Here is a 19,337-nt window from a genome sequence, read left to right on the forward strand (position 1 = left end):
GCAGCCAGAAAAATGTAATGCCGCCCCGAGGGGCGGCACGTGGCGGTCACAGCAATGGCGCACAGCCTAGCTGAAGATACGGAAATAGAGCCAGTCCGGCAGAAACTGGCTGGCACGAAACACCAATGAGAACGCAAACGGAAAGCTTTTCTTGAACTTGTCAGAGTTCATATGCTCGAACACTTCGCGGGCCGCGTCTTCAGGCGACATCATGAAGGGCATCTTGAAATCGTTCTTGTCGGTGAGTTGAGTCTTGATGAAGCCCGGATTGACAACCTGAACCTTAACACCGGTTTTCCGCAGGTCCGCATACATACATTCAGCCAATGACATCGTTGCAGCCTTAGACGCTGTGTATCCGATGGAGCCGGGCAAGCCGCGGAACCCTGTCAGGCTGGAAGTGATGACAATATGCCCGTCATCGCGTCCAACCATATCCGGAACGATCTTTCCCATCACCCGCATCAGACCGGTAAAGTTGACGTCCGCCATCGCAACACCTTGTTCGGCGTTCCACTCCTTGGCACCGAAGGGCCAATAGACACCTGCCAAATAGACCACGCCGTCTACTGCCCCCACTTCTTCGGCCGCTTTGGCCACACTGTCTTCGCTCGAAACATCCAGCGTCACCACCCGCGCTTTGCCGGGCAACCTATCCGCCAGCGCAGCAAGCTTATCCTCGGAGCGAGCAGAGAGAATGACCTCTGCGCCAGCGCTGCTCAGGCGTTGTGCCAAAGCAGCGCCCAATCCATCACTTGCGCCCACCAGCCAATATCGTTTTCCCTGCCATTGCGTCATGCTGCTTCCTTTTTCTTTATAGTCGCCACCAGTTCCGCAACGCGGAAACCAAACTTGCGGAATTGGCTCCGGTTCACGATGGTGCCGTTTTTCGTGAGATACATGCAGTCAAACGCTTTCAGCGTGTGGCTACCGGATTCCGGGGGCAGCGTGATCTTGTAGCTAAACAAGACAGCAGGCCCTGCAATCTCTCCGGAGGCCATGCCCGACACATCATCGGCGTAGGCCTTGAACCCGCCGTCATCATCAAGTTCAAGCCGCCATTCGCGGCCCTGGGTCGATCCGTCATTGTACTGAAACCGTTCTTTCATCGTGCACCGATTACCCTCCCACACGATGTCAAAATCCGCCTCGAAGGTACTTGTCACGCGACCCAGTGGACCAAAGATCACGCCATCACACAACATCTGTCCATTCAGATGCTCGCGCATATCGAAACGCGGGAAGTCATCTGCATAGTCATCCGCTTTTTGACCAGGAAAATCCGCCACCCGGCTGCGCAGCACCTTCAAAAGCAAAACAACCGCAGCGCCCAGCAAAAAGAAAAATCCGGCTTCATTCATGAGGCGTCCTATCCAGCGTTGTACGCCATAGCATAAAGATGGCGGCAAATTTCAGCACAGATGGCACGCCTGCGTACAGCAACCGCAACAGGTCCAAGGCTTTTTCGGGCGGTGGAGCTTGTGCCCCGCTCACGTACCCCGCCCCTTCTAATGAAGGAAATAGGATGGCAGCGGACACTGCCAAGGTAAACTTCGAAACAAAGGACCACAAACCGAAACCTTCCGCTGCGGATGGCGCAATTTTTCCCATGCGCGCAGCGAAAAGCGCGGGTAAAAGTGTTAGGTCGGCCCCCATCGCAGCACCTGAAGCCACACAAACGAGCGCGAACCACCACTGGTCCCCTACTCCCAAGAATAGCGCGCCGCCAAAAGCAATAATGGCCAGTATCATTGCAGCCAGCAGCACCGGTTTGGTGTCAAAACGCTCTGCCAGCATACCCCAAACAGGAGCCGCCGCTGCCGCTGACAAAAAGAACAACAGCAGTAGTGGCCCCTCATAACCCGGCGCGCCCAGCGCGCTCTCGACGTAGAACAGAAACAGGGTAGAGCTGACCGCCACAGGGGCCGCATTCAGCAGCGCGATGAACAACAACCGTCTCGCCAACGGATCACGCAAGACCGTGCCAAAGCCCGTGCCAGGCGGCACATCCACTGACACCCACTCACCGCGCATCGCAATAGCTGCGGCAACCGCCAGCACAGCAAAGCCTATGGCAAAACCGGTGAACGGCGCGCCCGTCACCATACCAAGTGCTACCGGCGCAACCGAGGCCACACAGACCCCCAGCAGCGCGCCCGTCTCGCGCCAGCGGGCAAGGCGCAGGTGACCCTGCCCTTCCAACCTGTCCGCTTTTGCTACGCCCTGAGCGTAAAAGCAGATCGTCAAAAAGCTGAAGGCCGAAAAAACGAGGGTCAACATGATGCCGAACCAAACCAACGGTCTTGTCATTGGCGGCACCGCAAAAAGACCCAGCATGGCCACCGCGATCACCGCACAGCCCAGACCGATAGCAAGGCCTCGCCGATCGCGTAGCCGCTCTGACAATCTGCCCAATAGCGGATCTTGAACCACATCCAGCAAGCGCAGCCCAAATAGCACAGCCCCTAGCGCCGTAAGTGACACGCCGTATTCATCCACGTAGAATTTTGGCGCGTGGATATAAATGGGCAGCCCAGCGCAAGCCAGAAGGGCTGCGAAAAGCGCATAAGACGGCAATCGTTCTGAGGCGGCAGTGCTCATCCGTTAGAGACTTCGTCTTTTGGTGCCTCCGGCCTTCCCCGAAATGTAGCTCCCTTCAACCAGAGTTTAAGAGCCTGCCAGTGGATCAGCGCCAACACCCGCCGCGCGCCAAAGGGGCGACGCAATAGACTGCGCACGATGCCCGCGTTGCTGAGCGGCGCACGCTTGCCAGTGAGCGTTGCAATCAGCCCTCCGGTGACGCGGCCATAGTCTATCCAAATTCCGATGCGCGTGTAGGTGATATCGAAGCGGAAAGTATAGTCACCTCCGACAGGCTGGAACGGAGAGACATACAAAATCTTGGTGGCATGCAACTTGTCACTACGGGAGATTTCACGCAGGTCAGGGTGGTGACATAAATAGCTATGGCGATCACCGTAGGTATTGGTCACCTCCGAGATCACCGCGACGAGCGCATCGTCTTCTCGGCGACACAGCCAGAAGCTGACCGGATTGAAGACATGGCCAAGCACACGGGGCTGCGCCAAAAGCTCGATACGGGTGATACCATTGATCTGGTACTGCTCCAGCACATCGCGCACCCAAGCTGCCCCGCGTCCCTGCCCCGGTGCGCCGCCATGATCACTGTCGTGCAGCGAGGTCAGACCGCGTGAATTGCGTGTAAACAGACTTGGACAGCTGACCTCAGCCTCCGCATCCAACAAGAGATAGTCGATGGAATAACGAAAGGCGTTCTCTACCTTGCCCTTACGGCCATGATAGGTTTGGCCAACGATATGATCGACACCTGTGCTCACTCGGCTGCCATCGCTTTTGGTGCCACGCTTTTGATGGCGGTGACTACATCTACGGCGCTTGTCAGCCCGTCTTCGTGAAATCCGTTGCGCATCCATGCGCCGCAGAACCACGTCCGGTTTTGTCCGTTCATTTGCCGCATCGCTCCCTGTGCATCCAACGCCGCCAGATCATAGACCGGATGGCGTAGGGTGACCTGATCATAGATCAGCTCTTCACGAATAGTACGCTTAGTGTTGAGCGTGACGAAATGCGGATCGCTTTCTGGGATAGGCTGGAGCGAGTTCATCCAATAGGTAAGATCAATGCGGTCCGACTTCGTACGCGCGTCTTCGGTATAAACCCATGACGCCCATGTGGCGCGACGCTTCGGCATGATCGAGGTGTCGGCATGCAAGACAACGTCATTGGGCTGGTAGATAATTGCACCCAGCGCTGCTTGTTCAACTGCAGTGGCGTCGGTCAGCATCGCAAGGCTGTCGTCGGAGTGCGTGGCCATTACCACCTCGTCAAAAACCTCCCACTCACCGCCGTAGGTCTTCACCTCAACGCCCAGCACTGTACGCCGCACACCTTGAACACCCGCGCTCAGCCGAACATCAACACCGTTTCGTTTCAACGCGGCTTCGACACGGTTCACGTAAGAGATCGAGCCGCCTTGAACCGTGTACCATTGGTGCTGGCCGGAATACCCCAGCAGGGCGTGGTTTTCAAAAAAGCTTATGAGGGCGTGGGCAGGGAAATCCATGACCTTCTCCACCGGAGTTGACCAAATCGCACCGGAGAACGGCAACAGATAGTGATCGCGGAAGTAGTCTCCGGTCCCGAGTTTTGCCAAGAAATCACGCAGATTAAGCGATTTATCCTCCGCCAACGTCAACGCATTTTTGTTGAACTTCACCAAGTCGCGCAGCATCCCGAGGAACCTTGAGTTAACAAGGTTGCTGCGCTGCGCAAAGATCGCGTTCAGGCTGGTCAGCGCATACTCCAGACGACCACCGTCAAAAGAAGCGCCAAAGCTCATGTTGGAGGGTACGACCGGCACGTCCAACTCTTTGAACAGCGCAGCCAGATGTGGGTAGTTGGCGTAGTTAAAGACAATGAACCCTGTATCGACAGGCTGATCGCCATTCTTGCCCGCAATAACAGTGCGCGCATGGCCACCCAGTCGTGCTCCACTTTCAAACAAAGTAACCTGATGATCGGGTGACAGCATATGTGCAGCGCCCATACCGGATATACCACCGCCAACCACAGCAATACGACGGGCCTTGGGAGAAAATGTCTGATAAGAATCCTGTGGCGCATCAAATGTCATCTGGAAGTAGTATCCTGTTTGCCTGTCGTTCAGTAGATGTACGGGTCAGATACGGTTTTGGATGTAAATGAGTTTCGGAATTCATTTTTTTTGATCCAACTACCTCCTTGCTCCGTAACACTTACATGTTAGCTTGTAGTCAGACATCTTCGCGCAGAACGCCCCAAAGCTCGAGCCTATCGGCACCGACAGCTTTGGCAGGGCCAGTGAACAATTCAGGGCGCCGACGCGTGAACAAAGACAAGCCGACATCAGCTCAACCTCTCTGGATCAACGAGATGCTGCGCGTGCGCGACAATCGTGACAAGCAGGCGTTTTCTGCCTTGTTTGAGCATTTCGCACCGCGCATCAAAGGTTACCTCATCAAATCAGGCGCCGATGGCACGACGGCAGAGGAATGTGCACAGGACGTAATGACGACCTTGTGGCGCAAAGCGGACCAGTTCGACTCAACCCGCGCGTCAGTTTCCACGTGGGTGTTCACAATCGCCCGAAACCGCCGCATCGATATGCTACGCCGTGATCGGCGCCCCGAACCCGAAGACCTTCCTTGGGGCCCTGAACCGGAACCCGACCAATCCCAGGTGATAGAGCTTCAACAAGAAAGCACGCGGCTGGTGAAAGCGATTGCCGGTCTGCCACAAAACCAGCGCAAGCTGATTGAACAAGCTTATTTTGGCGATCTGACACAAGCTGAAATCGCCAAGGTCACCGGGCTGCCTCTTGGCACCATTAAATCCCGAATTCGTCTCGCGCTTGACCGCCTGCGCCATGCAATGAAGTAGTTGATATGATCGATACAAACACACCCCTCGTGACCGCCGCGCCAATCAAGCACCACCTTGATGACGCAACCCTGATGGCCTACGCGGCGGGAACCCTGAAAGAAGCCTTCAACCTCATCGTGGCTACACATTTATCGCTTTGCGATACCTGCCGTGCTTCAGCTCAGGCTTATGATGCCGTGGGCGGTGCGTTGCTGGATGATGAAGCAACGCCGCTGACGAAAGGCTTGCTCGATCAAACGTTGGCGTTTTTGGATGATGAATTTGACGCACCTGCTCGACATGTGGGAACAGGTGATATTCCCGCGCCGCTGCACAGCTATATCGGGGGTGATTTGGAAAGCGTCCGCTGGCGGCCCGTTGGGATGGGGGTCAAACAGGCGATCCTGCGGACATCTAAGGGAGCGACTGCGCGACTTTTGTCGATTCCAGCTGGGGCGGCTATGCCGGACCACGGTCATAACGGCACGGAGATGACCTTGGTTTTGAAAGGTGCCTTTCAGGACGATGATGCGTACTTTTCCCGTGGTGATTTAGAAATTGCGGACAGCGATGTTCAGCACATTCCGGTGGCCGACATTCACGAGGATTGCATCTGCCTTGCGGTGACAGATGCGCCGCTGCGGTTCTCAGGCTTTCTGCCGCGCATCTGGCAGAAATTCATACGGATCTGAGGCCGCCTAGCCTGCCGTGAGCGCGTCAAACCGGTTTTGCCCCTGCGCCATCAAGCGGAGGTAGCTGTTCGCATCGATATTTGCCCCGCAAACGATGACACCAACACGCTTACCCTGCAATCGTTTGCGCAGCGGCCCCAACACAGCAGCAAGGGCAGCACCCGCCGCAGGCTCTACCGCCAGTTTTGCCTCTTGCTGGAACGCCACCATACCGGCGCAAATGCTATCGTCATCCAGTAGCACCACTTCATCAAGATAAGCAGTGCACAGCGCATGGCCAAAGGGCAACGCCATCGGTGCGCCAAGGCTGTCTGCGATGGTATTTACATGATCGAGATGGACCGGCGCTCCGCTGGCGATGGACGCGTACATGCTGGCCGCACCCTCAGGCTCTACGCCGTAGACCTTGCAGGCAGGGTTGATCTGCTTGACTGCGGCGGCGATGCCGCTGATCAACCCGCCGCCACCGATGGACACCACCACCGCATCCAGATCGGGCGCGTCCTCCATCAGTTCCAGTCCGACACCTGCGGTACCAAGTGAGGTCAGAGGCCCTTCGAAGGGATGGATGAACGTACGCCCTTCCTCCCGAACCAGACGCTCTGCCTCAGCAAAGGTCTCCGCTCCGGGGGCTTTCATGATCACATCAGCCCCCTCTGCCTCTGCCAGCGCGACGCGAAACGGGTTGGCATTGGACTGGATCACAACCCTGGCCGAAGCGCCAATTTGCCGTGCCGCCCACGCAGCGGCAATTGCGTGGTTACCTGCACTGGCGGCGGTGATCCCACGCCCGCGCTGATCCACATCAAGACTGCGTGCAACAGACAAGGCGCCGCGTGCTTTGAATGTACCAGTGTGCTGGAAACACTCTAACTTAAGAATCGCCGCGCCTCCGCCCAAAATTCGGGTCATCAGACCAGTGTCGAGCGTGAGGCAAGGTGTGCGCCTGATGTCGGCGGACAAGGAGGCAGTCGTCGCGCGGATCGCCTCAAGAGACACGGCGCTGATGTCAGGAGTTGGAGCGGTCATGAGTTTGAAGTTCCTTTCACAGGCAAGATGGGTGCGGGCGGCTCAGTCTCAATCTCTTCGAAATCAAAGTTATCCAGCTTGGCGGCGCGTTTTCCCGCCCGCTCGGCGGCGGTGCCGATCCCTTCAAGGTCTTCACGTGCTTGACGGAAGTGCGTATCCAGCTTGCCGACACGCGACACGACCAGCTCTACATCGCGGTGAAGCAGGCGCAGGGTCTTGCGAATTTCGCCCGCTTGTTCGCGCATCCGCGCATCCTTGAGAATGGCGCGCATGGTGTGCAGCGTTGCCATGCAGGTGGTAGGGGAGACAATCCAGACATGGGCCTCAAAACCCTCGCGCACCAGTTCGGGGAAGTTCGCATGCAGCTCTGCATAGACCGCCTCGGACGGGAGGAACATCAACGCGCCATCGGCGGTTTCGCCATCAAGGATGTACTTCTCACTAATGTCGCGGATGTGTTTGCGCACCGAAGTGCGCATGTTGGCGACGGCTGATTTCAGCTCCCAATCGGTCTTTGCGCGGTGCAGGGCTTCATATGCCTCCAGCGGGAATTTCGCGTCGATCGCGATAGGACCGGGTGGGTTGGGAAGATGGATCAAACAGTCCGCGCGGCGGCCATTGCTGAGGGTTTTCTGCATGTCATAGCTGTCGGACGGCAGTGCCTTGGACACGATGTCATTAAGCTGGATTTCACCGAAGGCACCGCGCGTTTGCTTGTTGCTCAGGATATCCTGCAAAGAAAGCACGTCGCCGGAGAGCTTCGTGATGTTGTCTTGCGCCTTGTCGATGGCGCGCAACCGCTCTTGAAGTTGGGTAAGGCTGGTGGTCGTGCGCTGCGCGCTGCCGTGCAAGCTTTGGTTGGTGCGTTCCTGCATCTGCGAAAGCTGTTGCTGCATCTGTAGCTGCACCGTTGCCAGCCTTGTCTCAAGGCTTTGGATCAATTGGGTTTGCGCGTTGGCCTGCGTATCCGACACTGTTTGCAAGTTGCCGCGCAGCTGTTCCTGTCCGCTACCCAGCGCTTGAAGCTGGCGCGCCAACGGGGCTGGTATGCGCGTTGGGCGGAATAGCATGAACACAAGCAGAACAAGGATCAGCCCGAGGACGCCGCAGCAGACAAACACCGCCAGAGTGACTGGATCGCTTAGGTCAAACTGCGCTTCGCCAATCTGGATCATGTCCGCCCGAACAACCGCTCGATATCGCTAAGCTTTAGCTCAACATACGTTGGACGCCCATGGTTGCACTGTCCGGAATGCGGCGTCGCCTCCATCTCGCGCAGCAACGCGTTCATCTCTTCGGCGCGCATCCAACGACCCGAGCGGATGGACCCGTGGCAGGCAACGCGACTGAGGATCGCCTCAATGCGGGCCTGCACCAACAGGCTTTCGCCCTCGCCCTCCAGTTCGTCCAGAATATCACGGATCATCGCCTCCACGTTCACCTCTCCCAGAATGGCAGGGGTTTCGCGCACGGCGATGGCGTCGCCGCCGAAGGGTTCAATCCCCAGACCGAATTGCGCAAGCTCTTCTGCCACGTCCAGAATTGCAGCGCGGTCCGAGGTGGAGAGCGCGATGATCTCAGGGATCAACAAGGCCTGCGCTGGCACGCCGTTCGCGGCCATCTGGTTTTTCAGCTTTTCATAGACAAGCCGTTCGTGCGCTGCGTGCTGGTCCACTATGACCATGCCTGTAGTGGTTTGGGCGATGATATAGTTCTCATGCACTTGGCCCCGCGCGGTACCAAGGGGGAAATCCACAGGCTCTTCGCTCCCCTGCGGGGTCTGCTCGGGTGGGGCTTCGACACGGCCCCACATACCTTTGGTCTCAGCAAAACCCTCGGGGGCTTGCGCCTGATAAGCTGAATGCCTCGCTCCGGTTGAGGGGCGGTCCATCTGGTAGATGCGAGCCTCTCCGGATTGCTCTGGTCGCATCGCCCCCAACGTTGCATCGGCTACAGTGCTGGATGCACGGTGACCTGCGTTCGCCAACGCATGGCGTAGCGCCGAAACAATGAGCCCGCGAACAATACCAGGATCGCGAAACCGCACCTCTGATTTTGCAGGATGCACATTCACATCCACAAGGTTTGGATCACAATCCACGAACAAGGCCACAGCCGGATGCCGGTCACGGCTCAGGAAATCGAAATAAGCACCGCGCAGGGCGCCGACCAACATTTTGTCCTTCACAGGACGCCCATTTACAAACAAATATTGCGCCACATTCGAACCGCGCGAATAGGTCGGCAGCGCCGCAAAACCGGTAAGGTGAAAACCCTCCCGTTCGGCATCAATGGGCAGTGCATTTTCAGCAAACTCACGGCCCAGAACCTGGCGCAACCGCCCATGCAGCGCGTCGAACAAATCACCCTGCTCTGCCTCGGCGCAAAACACATCGCGGCCTTGACCGTCGCCGGACACATCGCGCAGCACGAAACGAACGAATGGCTCGGCCATGGCGAGCCGTTTAATCACGTCGCCAATCGCTTGCGCTTCGGCGCGATCAGTCCGTAGAAACTTCAGCCGCGCGGGCGTGGCATAGAACAGATCGCGCAGAGTCACGACCGTGCCCGCACTCAGTCCCGCAGGCCGCACGGCTTCATGCTTGCCGCCTGTCACGCTGATCTCTGCGCCGTCGTGACCAGTAGCGCGGCTTGTGATGGTCAGTCGACCGACAGCACCCAAAGACGGAAGCGCCTCACCGCGGAAGCCGAAAGAATGGATGTTGAGCAAATCACTGCCGTCAATCTTGGACGTGGCATGACGCGACAGCGCCAGCGGCAGGTCATCACCCGCTATGCCGCAACCATCATCGGTCACGCGGATCATGGTTTTCCCCCCATCAGCATATTCGACCGTGATCCGGCGCGCGCCCGCGTCGATGGCATTTTCCACCAGTTCCTTAACCGCAGATGCTGGTCGTTCGACCACTTCGCCTGCAGCGATGCGGTTGATTGCGGTCTCGTCTAGCTGACGGATAATCGGCTGAGAAGCGCTCATATTGGGGTATACTTGGGCCATGCCGCAATACCTAGCATGACATGGCGCGATTCTAAAAGCCGCGCCGCAGGGTTATCCCCTGCTAATTTGATGGTCTAGCCGCCAGTTGCTGCGCGGTACCATGCAACGATCTGCGCGCGCTCTTCCAGCTCCATATAGCTTAGGTTGGCAGGGGGCATTGCGTGGGTTAGCCCCGCCTGTAGGTATATCTGCTTGGCGGCAAGGGCGATCTGATGCTCGGTCTCAAGGCGTATCCCCTTTGGGGGCCAGTGCTGACCGTCCCAAGCAGGCTCTGCCGCGTGGCACATCGAGCAGCGTCCCATGACGATGTCTTGAACGTCGCTAAAACCTTCGGCCTGCGCGAATTGCAACGCCGGTCCTTGGGCTTCTTGCGGCTCTGACGCACTGAACATGGGCGCAGTGGAGAGCCAGATGATCGAGAGGAAAATCAGTGCTGTTGCCAGCCACGTCCAATGCTTGCTGCCCTGCCGCGCATGGAGACTGTTGAAATAGTGGCGGATAGTCACCCCCATCAAGAACACCAGCGCGGCAATGAGCCAGTTCATCTCGGACGCAAATGCCAGCGGGTAGTGATTGCTAAGCATCAGGAAGATCACCGGCAGGGTGAGATAGTTGTTATGTGTGCTGCGCTGCTTTGCGATCTTACCGTATTTGGCATCCGGCGTACGCCCTGCCTTGAGGTCTGCAACAACGATGCGCTGGTTCGGCATGATGGTGAAAAAGACGTTCGCGCTCATAATCGTCGCTGTAAACGCACCGAGGTGCAGCAGCGCCGCGCGGCCAGAAAATACGGAAGTGTAGAAATAGGCCATCGCCACAAGGATCACATACAGCAAGACCATCAGGCGCGTATTGTCATCGCCAAAACGGCTTTTGCAGATCAGGTCATACGCGACCCAGCCAAAACCAAGCGAGGCGAGCGAGATCAGAACCGCTTGCCAGACGCTCAGATCCGCCACAGACGGATCAACCAGATAGAACTCAGCGCCCAGATAGTAGACGAGGATCAGCAGGGCAAAGCCTGACAGCCAGGTAGAGTAGCTCTCCCATTTGAACCAGACAAGGTCGTCGGGCATTTGCGCAGGAGCAACGAGATACTTTTGCACATGATAAAACCCACCGCCGTGGACCTGCCATTCCTCACCATCCGCGCCTGTGTCCAGATTGCGGTCACGGTGCAAGCCAAGGTCAAGAGCGATGAAGTAGAACGAGCTTCCGATCCACGCAACCGCAGTGATTACATGGACCCAGCGCACCGCGAATTCGAGCCAGGCAGACAGGGCAGCAAGATCGTACATATTCATTCTTTCGGGCTGTTGGTTGCCGGAGCCATTTATTGATTGGCATAAAATGCCATGGATCAGAGGGCAACCCGTCAGGCCGCCCTCTGTACTTCTTTGATTAGCTCGGCAGGCTGCCTTTTGACTTGCCTGACATCCCACCCGAGACTTCCTCGGTTGACTCGTCAGCCAGCTCTTGGGGCAGCACAAGGTTGAGGACAATCGCGATCAGTGCAGCGGGCAGCAGGCCCGATGTCATCAAGATGCGCAGTGTATCTGGCAGGTGCTGCACAGCACCCGGCTCAAGCTGCAGGCCCAAACCGATAGAAAGCGAGATGGCAAAGATCACCATATTGCGGCGGTTCCAATCAACATCGGACAACATTGAGATACCCGCAGCCACCACCATACCGAACATGACGATCACACCGCCGCCCAGCACTTCGATCGGGACAGTGCGGATCACGCTGCCTACCTTCGGGACCAATCCGCAGATGATCAGGAAAATCGCACCGCAGGTCACTACATGGCGGCTCATGACGCCGGTCATCGCGATCAGGCCAACGTTCTGGCTGAACGAAGTGTTCGGCAGTCCGCCAAACACACCAGCAATCGCCGTGCCCAAACCGTCTGCGTAGGTTGCGCCCGCGATTTCCTTGTCGGTCACCTCACGGCCTGCTCCACCTTTGGTGATCCCGCTCACGTCACCGACGGTTTCAATCGCCGAGATGAAGGCCATAAGGCAGAAGCCAATCACGGCAGCCGCGGAAAACTCGAACCCGTATTTGAAAGGGTTTGGCAAAGCGATCCATGCAGCGTTGTTCCAGCTGGCGATCACGCCACGGTCTCCGCCAAAGGACAACATGCCCATGGCAACAGCATAGAAATAGCCAACGACCAACCCGATCAGCACTGCCGAAATCGACAGCATGCCTTTGGTGAAGAATTTCAGCCCCAACGTGACGAAGATGACCACCAATGCAGCAGACCAGTTCAACAGGCTGCCATACTCTGGCGTACCGATCGCAGGCACACCGCCCGCCGCATACTGAATGCCGACCTTGACCAGAGCCAAACCGATCATGGTTACGACCAGACCGGTCACAAGCGGTGGCAGGGCAAAGCGGATTTTACCGATGAACAGACCCAGAACAGCATGGAATATCCCACCAACAACGATACCGCCAAACAGAGCGGCCAAACCGTCCACACCTTTACCCGCAACCAGCGGGATCATGATCGGGATAAACGCAAAAGACGTGCCCTGTACAATTGGCAGCCCAGCGCCCACCGGACCGATGGTGATTGTCTGCAACAACGTGGCCACGCCGGCAAACAGCATCGACATCTGGATCAGGTAAAGCAGTTCAGGAAAATCGGGGGAGCCGGAGCCAAATCCGAAACCGGCGGCGCCAGCAACAATGATGGCAGGTGTTACGTTTGATACGAACATCGCCAGCACGTGCTGGATGCCCAGCGGGATCGCGCGCGACAGCGGCGGTGTAAAGTTCGGATCGCGCAGCTGTTCAGGCGTCCCGATTGAATGCATCGTCATAGTTTTTGTCCCTTGTTGAAATGCGCCCCGCCTTTTTGGCCGGATCTTGTTCTATTTCGTAATTATATAGGGCGCATCTAAATGCCATTCGTCAAGATTTTCGCCTTCGCCGATCCGGTCCACCACCGCGAAAAGCCCGGGCGCATGCAGCGGCGTCAGAACGCCGTGCCACGTGCCTGCGTAAAAATTCACGCCCTGATGCGGCGCGGTCATAAAGGCGCGCGGCAGGCCTGGTTGGCCCGCCTCATCCGGCGCGACGACCACCAGAAAAGGATGCTCGGTCATGGGCAAAAACGCCTGTGACCCCAAGGGATGGCGTTCCAGCAGGTCTAGGGTGTGGGGCAGACTGCGCGGTTCAGCGTTGAATATGCTGATGCCCGCGCGGCCCCCTTCGGCAAAGGTCAGCCCTGCGCGGTCATGAAACCGACCACACATACCCGCATTGATCATTTTGTCGGGATCACCGCTGGCATCCAGGATGTCACCAAAGGACGCGAATGCCTCTTTCGTTAGCGGTTCGATGCGAATTTCAGCACTCATAAAGGCATGTGACGGTTCACGTCTTTATAGAGCAGATAGCGGAACGGCGTTTCGCCAGTTGCGATACATGCCTGCGGACAGAAGGCGCGAAGCCACATGAAATCACCCGCCACGACAGGCACCCAATCCTTGTTCAGCAGGTAGTCCGCAGTCCCTTCCAACACATACAGGCCGTGCTCCATCACGTGGGTTTCGGCAAAAGGGATGCGTCCGCCGGGTTGGAAGGTCACAATATTGACGTGCATGTCATGACGCAGATCGTCCGGCTCAACAAAGCGGGTGGTTGCCCAAACGCCGTCGCAATCGGGCATCACAGTTGGCGCGACCGTCTGATCCGACGTCACGAAAGCCTCGGGCAGGTCGACACCATCGGCGCCCACGTAACGTTTGCGAACCCAATGGAACTGCGCCACAGCATCACTATCATTCCAGACCGTCCACATCGCATCCGGCGGGATATAGGCATATCCGCCTGCCTCCAGCACGTGCCGCGCGCCATCAATGTTGAGCGTGATCTGGCCGCTGGCCACGAAGACCACCGATTGCGCTTCGTCGTCCACCTCGGGCGTGTCCGATCCACCGGCAGGCTGCAATTCTACCGCGTACTGGCTGAATGTCTCGGCAAAGCCCGACATCGGGCGGGCCAGCACCCACATACGCATACCGGTCCACCCGGGCAGATAGCTGGTCACAATATCGCGCTGGGTCAACGCGGGCAGGACGGCATAGCTTTCGGTAAAAACAGCCGTGCTTTCGGGTGAGATCGACTGATCCGGCAGACCGCCGGGAGGGAAGGCATAGCTCATAGTATCTGGTCCAATCTAATACGGGCGATCCGCTCCACCTGACGGCAGGCGGTGGCAAGTTCGGTTTCTGTGTCGTTGGAGATCCGTGTCTCAAAGGCGCTCAGGATACCGTCTTTCGTGTGGTCCTTCACCGCGATGATGAAGGGGAAGCCATGCTTGGCCACATAGGCGGTGTTCAACTCGGTAAACCGCGCGCGCTCTGCATCGGTGAGCGCATCGAGGCCGGCACTGACCTGCTCAGCCGTGCTTTCTGCCGTCAGGCGCTGTGCAGCAGCAAGCTTGCCAGCCAGATCAGGGTGCGCTGTCAGCACGCCCAGCCGCTCAGCATGGCTGGCAGAGCGGAACATCCGCGCCAGTGCGTTGTGCAGACCAGCCGCGCTGTCATGGGCAGGCCCAAGCTCTAGGTCGAAAGCGCGCTCGGCGATCCACGCCGAATGCTCGAAAATGTCGCCGAAACGCTCGACAAATTCTTCGCGTTGCATACGGCTGGGGCGCAGACGTACTGACGGTGCGGGATGTGTGGCGCGCCAGTGATCGGCGATTTCAATCCGGCGCGGGGTCCAGACCCCGTCGAAACCTTTGATGTATTCAAGGAAGCGCGCCAATGCCTGAACGCGGCCGGGTCGACCAATCAACCGGCAATGCAGACCCACCGACATCATCTTGGCCGCGCCTGCTGCCCCTTCAGCATAGAGCGCATCGAATGTGTCGCATAGGTAGGTGTAGAACTGATCGCCCGAATTAAACCCCTGCGGCGTGGCAAAGCGCATGTCGTTGCAATCAAGCGTGTAGGGGATGATTAACTGATCCGTGCCTGCAATGTCGGACCAATACGGCAGATCATCGTCATAGGTGTCCGAGATATAATCGAACGCGCCTGTCTGCGCTGCAAGACGCACAGTGTTAATGCTGGTTCTGCCGCAATACCAGCCGCGTGGCGCCTCTCCTGTCACTTCGGTATGCAAGCGGATCGCTTCGACCATATCCGCCATCTCGGCCTCTTCGGAGTGGTCGCGGTAGTCGATCCATTTCAGACCGTGGCTTGCAATCTCCCAGCCTGCGGCCTGCATCGCCTCTACCTGCTCTGGCGCGCGGGCCAACGCGCTGGCGACGCCGTAGACCGTGACCGGTACTTGCGCCTGCGTGAACAAGCGGTGCAACCGCCAGAACCCTGCACGCGCGCCGTAGTCATAGATGCTTTCCATGTTCCAGTGCCGCTGCCCCGGCCAAGGTGCCGCGCCAACGATCTCGGACAGGAAGGCTTCGGAGGCGGCGTCGCCGTGCAGCAGGCAGTTCTCACCGCCCTCTTCGTAGTTAAGCACGAATTGCACTGCGATCCGCGCGCCGTTTGGCCACTTTGGGTCGGGCGGGGTGCCGCCATAACCGGTGAAATCTCTGGGATAACGGATCATAGAAAGTCCTGTGATAGGGTATCACGGACACCATGCACAAAACCGCAGCCCCCCGCAATTTCCAAAGCCGCGGCACAATACAAGCAGGCCGGACATTGCTGTCCGGCCTGCTGCTCGCCCGAATGTCACTGAGACTTTTTTTATTGTTTATTATCAGCTGGGTATTATTAACCGCTGGCCTAGCTGGATCATGTCGGGCGATTGTAGGGTGTCACGATTTGCCTCTATGATGCGGCTGTACGCATCAGGCAACCCGTAAAATTGGAGTGAGATGTAAGCGAGGCTGTCACCCGGCTTGACCGTATAAAGACGTACACTGCCCAGATTGTCGCTGCGCGCCGGAGAGACAGTGAAAACCTTGCGGGACATCTCCCGCGCGGCGGAGGTTGCTTCAACGTTTTGGTCGTTCAACAGAGCAGAATGAACTAGGCTGAACATCAGTGTGTCTTCGTCGATAGCCCCACTTGGCGTGCGCAGTGCTTTTGCCAGATCGGGCTGATTCTGCACCAAGTCTTCGATCAAAAGACCGGTTACATCCTCGTTTGTCGCAACGGTGTCGGCAAAACGAAGCCTGACGCGGTCGTGCCCTTCCAAGGAATAGATCTGGACCTTATAGTCGCCTGCCAGAACGCCTTCTTTCAGCATCCGCAGCTTGTTCGCGCTCTGACCCTCAGTCGAGGGACGCGATGACAACGGTTCGGGCTCAAAGTCGTTTGTCGGTTGAAGGCCTGCCAGCACGACCGCCGAAAGGTCCTTCGGGGCAGGGGCAAGTGACACGCCGGAGACAAACGTCGCACTTACATCCGTTAGATCCGAAGACGCAGCGCGGGTGGCATCCTCAGCTATCGGCTCTGATCCGGTCAACAGTTTGCCGGACATCAGCAGACTTGCTTTGCTTTCAGACGCAGCAGACGTATCGCCATTGATCCAGAAAATCGCCGAAGCCAGCCCTAGAAGGAAGGTCAGCGCTACAGCCGAGGAGATAGCGAGTGGCGTGGCATTGCGCTGCAAGAACACAGGGCGGGGCCCAGCCATGAGGCCTGTTGCCTCAAACTTGGGTGCTTTGGGGATCCGCTCAACAACCACACGGCGCGGGGGCGCTTTAGTTGCTTTTGGTTCAGTGAGCTGCTTTTCCCACGCCTCCCGATCAAATGGCTTATCTACCGAAGATAGCTGGGGTGTCGCATCAAATGAAATTTTTGGTTTGGCGGCTTTCACGTCATCATTCCTGAACCGTCAGGCCAAGAACGGACCACACCTGCATGCCGCCACGATAGTAACGTATCTTTTCGGACGGGTATCCCGCGTCCAGCAAATAACCGATCAATCTGCCCGCGTCATTTTGCGTTGGCCCGTTGTCGTAAACGACAAGAGACTGCGCGTCGGCGAAATTAAACACATCCTCAAACGCACGCGCACCAAGAGCCTTGAGGATATCGTTACGAAACTCGCTCTGAGAGCTGACTGTATCTACCGGAAGGCTGACTGATCCGGGGATGAACCCCAGATCACGGTCATGCGGCATGCGGGCATCGACAAGCAAACCTGCGTTGGTCCCGACACCGTTTTCGAGAAAAGCCAGAACATCGGGTTCGATCAGGGTATCAACCCCCGGGGCGGCGACTTCGGGCGCAATGCAATACGGGTCACAGGATGGGTCGAGCGCTGCAAACAGGGCCGCATGTCGCGATGCTTCTAACGCCATAGGCGCAATTGCGACTTTCGCCCCGTCGAACATAAATTCGGCTTTTGCACTTACTGAATGGTCTTCTGCCTGCGCCGCTGTGACATAGACTGCTAGTCCAGCCGCAAAAATTGCTGCTCGTTTACTCATGCCGTCCCCCATGCCCCTGAACACCAGATATAGGTTTTATTCCCGCAAAAATGGTGTTTCGAAGCGTATCGCTAAAGATATAGGCCAAGAGAGAATCATCCGTCAAAGCAAAAACGAATCATTTCGCAAAAATTGACGAATTACCTGTCATTTCACCGAATCAGGGTGACGTTTGCCGTAAATCCCTTCATTTCTAATGCGCGGCACGGTGGTTAAGGCATCATCATGCTGCGGTACACTCTTCCCCGACTGAACTGGAGCGCGCGCATGTCCAACGGCTATCTCACCACTCACGTCCTCGACACAGGCCTCGGGCGTCCTGCTGCCAATCTGCAAATCACACTCTTCAGGCTTGAGGGCGAGGCCCGCACCCAATGCGCACAAATGCTTACAAATGCCGACGGGCGCACAGATTCGCCAATTCTGCCCGTCGAAGAATTTCGCACCGGCACTTATGAGCTGGTTTTTGAAGCCGGAGCCTATCTGGATGATGTTGGCATGCCGCCCGAAACGCCTCGGTTTCTGGATGTGATTCCTATCCGGTTCGACATCTCGGATGTGGATGCGCATTACCATGTCCCACTTTTGCTTTCGTCTTTCGGATATTCGACGTATCGCGGCAGCTGACCTTGCTGCTCCTGTAGCGGCACGCCTTGCAATGCTTCCCTCTGACGTGCGAGTTTGTGCGGCATTCCTCCAAAAGGTGCCTACCGATGTCGATAGATACACTTACTGCCACTAGTACAAATGCAGCCCTTCTGCCCCAAGTCACAGAGCCGCGCAACGCGGGCATGCCGCTTGACCTCAACTGGGTGTTGAGCGTGCAAGCCAACACGTCGGCGATTGAGCGGCGTGCGGCCTCTTTGCCGGCCAGACGATCGGTCAAAAAGGCGCATCAGGCCGCTTGGCTACTTAAGGCTGTGACCTGCATTGATCTGACCACCCTTTCCGGGGACGATACCGCGCGGCGGGTCGGACGGCTTTGCGCCAAAGCGCGGCAACCTATTGCTGCGTCAGTGCTTAATGCGCTGGGAATGCCGCCGGTCACGGTTGGCGCGGTCTGCGTGTACCACGAGATGATCGGTCCCGCTGTCGATGCGCTGCAAGGCAGTGGCATTCCTGTGGCGGCAGTCTCCACCGGCTTTCCGGCCGGCCTGTCCCCACTGCCCCTGCGCATCGCAGAGATTGAGCAGAGCGTGGCCGCTGGTGCCGCTGAGATCGATATCGTGATTTCCCGCCGCCATGTGCTGGAAGGCAATTGGCAAGCTCTCTATGACGAAATGCGCGCCTTTCGCGCGGCCTGCGGCGACGCGCACGTCAAAGCGATCCTTGCAACCGGAGAGCTGGGAACCCTGCGCAATGTTGCCCGTGCATCGCTGGTTTGCATGATGGCAGGCGCCGATTTCATCAAAACATCGACCGGCAAGGAAAGCGTGAACGCCACACTGCCCGTCTCGCTCGTGATGATCCGCGCCATTCGCGACTATTATGAGCGTACCGGCTACCGCGTAGGCTATAAGCCCGCTGGTGGCATTTCCAAAGCCAAAGACGCCATCACCTATTTGGCGCTGATGAAAGAAGAGCTGGGGGATCGCTGGCTCCAGCCTGATCTGTTCCGTTTTGGCGCCTCCTCACTGCTGAACGACATCGAGCGGCAGTTGGAGCATCACGTGAGCGGAAGCTATTCCGCCACCTACCGCCATCCTACCTCCTGACCCGAAGGGCGAC

General features: G+C 57.5%; 19 protein-coding genes. 4 read left to right on the forward strand and 15 right to left on the reverse strand.

All coding sequences use genetic code 11. From position 1 onward, the window contains the following. Positions 1-66: 66 nt before the first annotated feature. From V7730_RS09220 to V7730_RS09240, 5 genes are read right to left on the reverse strand one after another with little or no spacing between them, the layout of a single operon-like run. On the reverse strand, positions 67-798 hold the full coding sequence (locus V7730_RS09220; protein ID WP_335747305.1) for an SDR family NAD(P)-dependent oxidoreductase: 732 nt from the start codon (positions 796-798) through the stop codon (positions 67-69). Beyond that, positions 795-1,361 carry a DUF3833 family protein gene (locus tag V7730_RS09225; protein WP_335747306.1) on the reverse strand — a complete coding sequence of 189 codons (567 nt, stop codon included), beginning with the start codon at positions 1,359-1,361 and terminating at the stop codon, positions 795-797. The genes V7730_RS09220 and V7730_RS09225 overlap by 4 nt, the downstream gene beginning before the upstream one ends. Continuing rightward, on the reverse strand, positions 1,354-2,601 hold the full coding sequence (locus V7730_RS09230) for an MFS transporter (protein ID WP_335747307.1): 1,248 nt from the start codon (positions 2,599-2,601) through the stop codon (positions 1,354-1,356). Before V7730_RS09230 ends, V7730_RS09225 begins: the two co-directional genes overlap by 8 nt. Beyond that, on the reverse strand, positions 2,598-3,359 hold the full coding sequence (locus tag V7730_RS09235) for a DUF1365 domain-containing protein (RefSeq protein WP_335747308.1): 762 nt from the start codon (positions 3,357-3,359) through the stop codon (positions 2,598-2,600). Before V7730_RS09235 ends, V7730_RS09230 begins: the two co-directional genes overlap by 4 nt. After that, entirely contained in the window at positions 3,356-4,675 is a 1,320-nt protein-coding gene (locus V7730_RS09240; RefSeq protein ID WP_335747309.1) for an NAD(P)/FAD-dependent oxidoreductase, read from the reverse strand. Before V7730_RS09240 ends, V7730_RS09235 begins: the two co-directional genes overlap by 4 nt. Before the next feature lie 278 nt (positions 4,676-4,953). Between V7730_RS09240 and V7730_RS09245 the strand changes: the two genes are divergently transcribed. Both V7730_RS09245 and V7730_RS09250 read left to right on the forward strand, forming a co-directional pair. Then, a complete protein-coding gene (locus tag V7730_RS09245; protein ID WP_335747339.1) occupies positions 4,954-5,460 on the forward strand; it encodes a sigma-70 family RNA polymerase sigma factor in 507 nt (168 codons plus the stop codon). A gap of 5 nt (positions 5,461-5,465) precedes the next feature. Continuing rightward, on the forward strand, positions 5,466-6,134 hold the full coding sequence (locus tag V7730_RS09250; protein WP_335747310.1) for a ChrR family anti-sigma-E factor: 669 nt from the start codon (positions 5,466-5,468) through the stop codon (positions 6,132-6,134). Between the two features lie 6 nt (positions 6,135-6,140). On the opposite strand, the gene V7730_RS09255 is transcribed toward V7730_RS09250, so the two are convergent. The 10 genes from V7730_RS09255 to V7730_RS09300 all read right to left on the reverse strand — a co-directional run bounded on the left by V7730_RS09255 (position 6,141) and on the right by V7730_RS09300 (position 17,609). After that, positions 6,141-7,163: a pyridoxal-phosphate dependent enzyme gene (locus V7730_RS09255; protein WP_335747311.1), complete on the reverse strand. Its 1,023-nt coding sequence runs from the start codon at positions 7,161-7,163 to the stop codon at positions 6,141-6,143. Beyond that, positions 7,160-8,338: a DNA recombination protein RmuC gene (locus tag V7730_RS09260; protein ID WP_335747312.1), complete on the reverse strand. Its 1,179-nt coding sequence runs from the start codon at positions 8,336-8,338 to the stop codon at positions 7,160-7,162. The genes V7730_RS09255 and V7730_RS09260 overlap by 4 nt, the downstream gene beginning before the upstream one ends. Beyond that, positions 8,335-10,182 (reverse strand): DNA mismatch repair endonuclease MutL, encoded by a 1,848-nt coding sequence (mutL, locus tag V7730_RS09265; RefSeq protein ID WP_335747313.1) that lies wholly within the window; start codon positions 10,180-10,182, stop codon positions 8,335-8,337. Before mutL ends, V7730_RS09260 begins: the two co-directional genes overlap by 4 nt. Before the next feature lie 74 nt (positions 10,183-10,256). Continuing rightward, positions 10,257-11,480, reverse strand: coding sequence for a urate hydroxylase PuuD (locus V7730_RS09270; protein WP_335747314.1), 1,224 nt, complete (start codon positions 11,478-11,480; stop codon positions 10,257-10,259). Between the two features lie 103 nt (positions 11,481-11,583). Then, positions 11,584-13,017: a uracil-xanthine permease family protein gene (locus tag V7730_RS09275; RefSeq protein ID WP_335747315.1), complete on the reverse strand. Its 1,434-nt coding sequence runs from the start codon at positions 13,015-13,017 to the stop codon at positions 11,584-11,586. Positions 13,018-13,068: 51 nt separating this feature from the next. Beyond that, entirely contained in the window at positions 13,069-13,557 is a 489-nt protein-coding gene (locus V7730_RS09280) for an ureidoglycolate lyase (protein WP_335747316.1), read from the reverse strand. Beyond that, the gene (locus V7730_RS09285) at positions 13,554-14,363 is read right to left on the reverse strand and encodes a bifunctional allantoicase/(S)-ureidoglycine aminohydrolase (RefSeq protein WP_335747317.1); all 810 of its coding nucleotides are present in this window, start codon (positions 14,361-14,363) and stop codon (positions 13,554-13,556) included. Before V7730_RS09285 ends, V7730_RS09280 begins: the two co-directional genes overlap by 4 nt. Further along, a complete protein-coding gene (gene puuE, locus V7730_RS09290; RefSeq protein ID WP_335747318.1) occupies positions 14,360-15,775 on the reverse strand; it encodes an allantoinase PuuE in 1,416 nt (471 codons plus the stop codon). Before puuE ends, V7730_RS09285 begins: the two co-directional genes overlap by 4 nt. 153 nt (positions 15,776-15,928) lie before the next feature. Further along, a complete protein-coding gene (locus V7730_RS09295) occupies positions 15,929-16,993 on the reverse strand; it encodes a LysM peptidoglycan-binding domain-containing protein (RefSeq protein ID WP_335747319.1) in 1,065 nt (354 codons plus the stop codon). A gap of 4 nt (positions 16,994-16,997) precedes the next feature. Beyond that, positions 16,998-17,609 carry a rhodanese-like domain-containing protein gene (locus V7730_RS09300; protein WP_335747320.1) on the reverse strand — a complete coding sequence of 204 codons (612 nt, stop codon included), beginning with the start codon at positions 17,607-17,609 and terminating at the stop codon, positions 16,998-17,000. A 267-nt stretch (positions 17,610-17,876) separates the two neighbouring features. On the opposite strand from V7730_RS09300, the gene uraH reads away from it, so the two are divergent. Together uraH and deoC are read left to right on the forward strand one after the other, a co-directional pair. Further along, on the forward strand, positions 17,877-18,236 hold the full coding sequence (gene uraH / locus V7730_RS09305; RefSeq protein WP_335747340.1) for a hydroxyisourate hydrolase: 360 nt from the start codon (positions 17,877-17,879) through the stop codon (positions 18,234-18,236). Between the two features lie 86 nt (positions 18,237-18,322). Continuing rightward, positions 18,323-19,324, forward strand: a complete 1,002-nt coding sequence (gene deoC, locus V7730_RS09310; RefSeq protein ID WP_335747321.1) for a deoxyribose-phosphate aldolase — start codon at positions 18,323-18,325, stop codon at positions 19,322-19,324. Positions 19,325-19,337: the final 13 nt, after the last annotated feature.

The sequence above is a fragment of the Sulfitobacter sp. genome (assembly GCF_036961165.1).
Classification (GTDB): domain Bacteria; phylum Pseudomonadota; class Alphaproteobacteria; order Rhodobacterales; family Rhodobacteraceae; genus Sulfitobacter.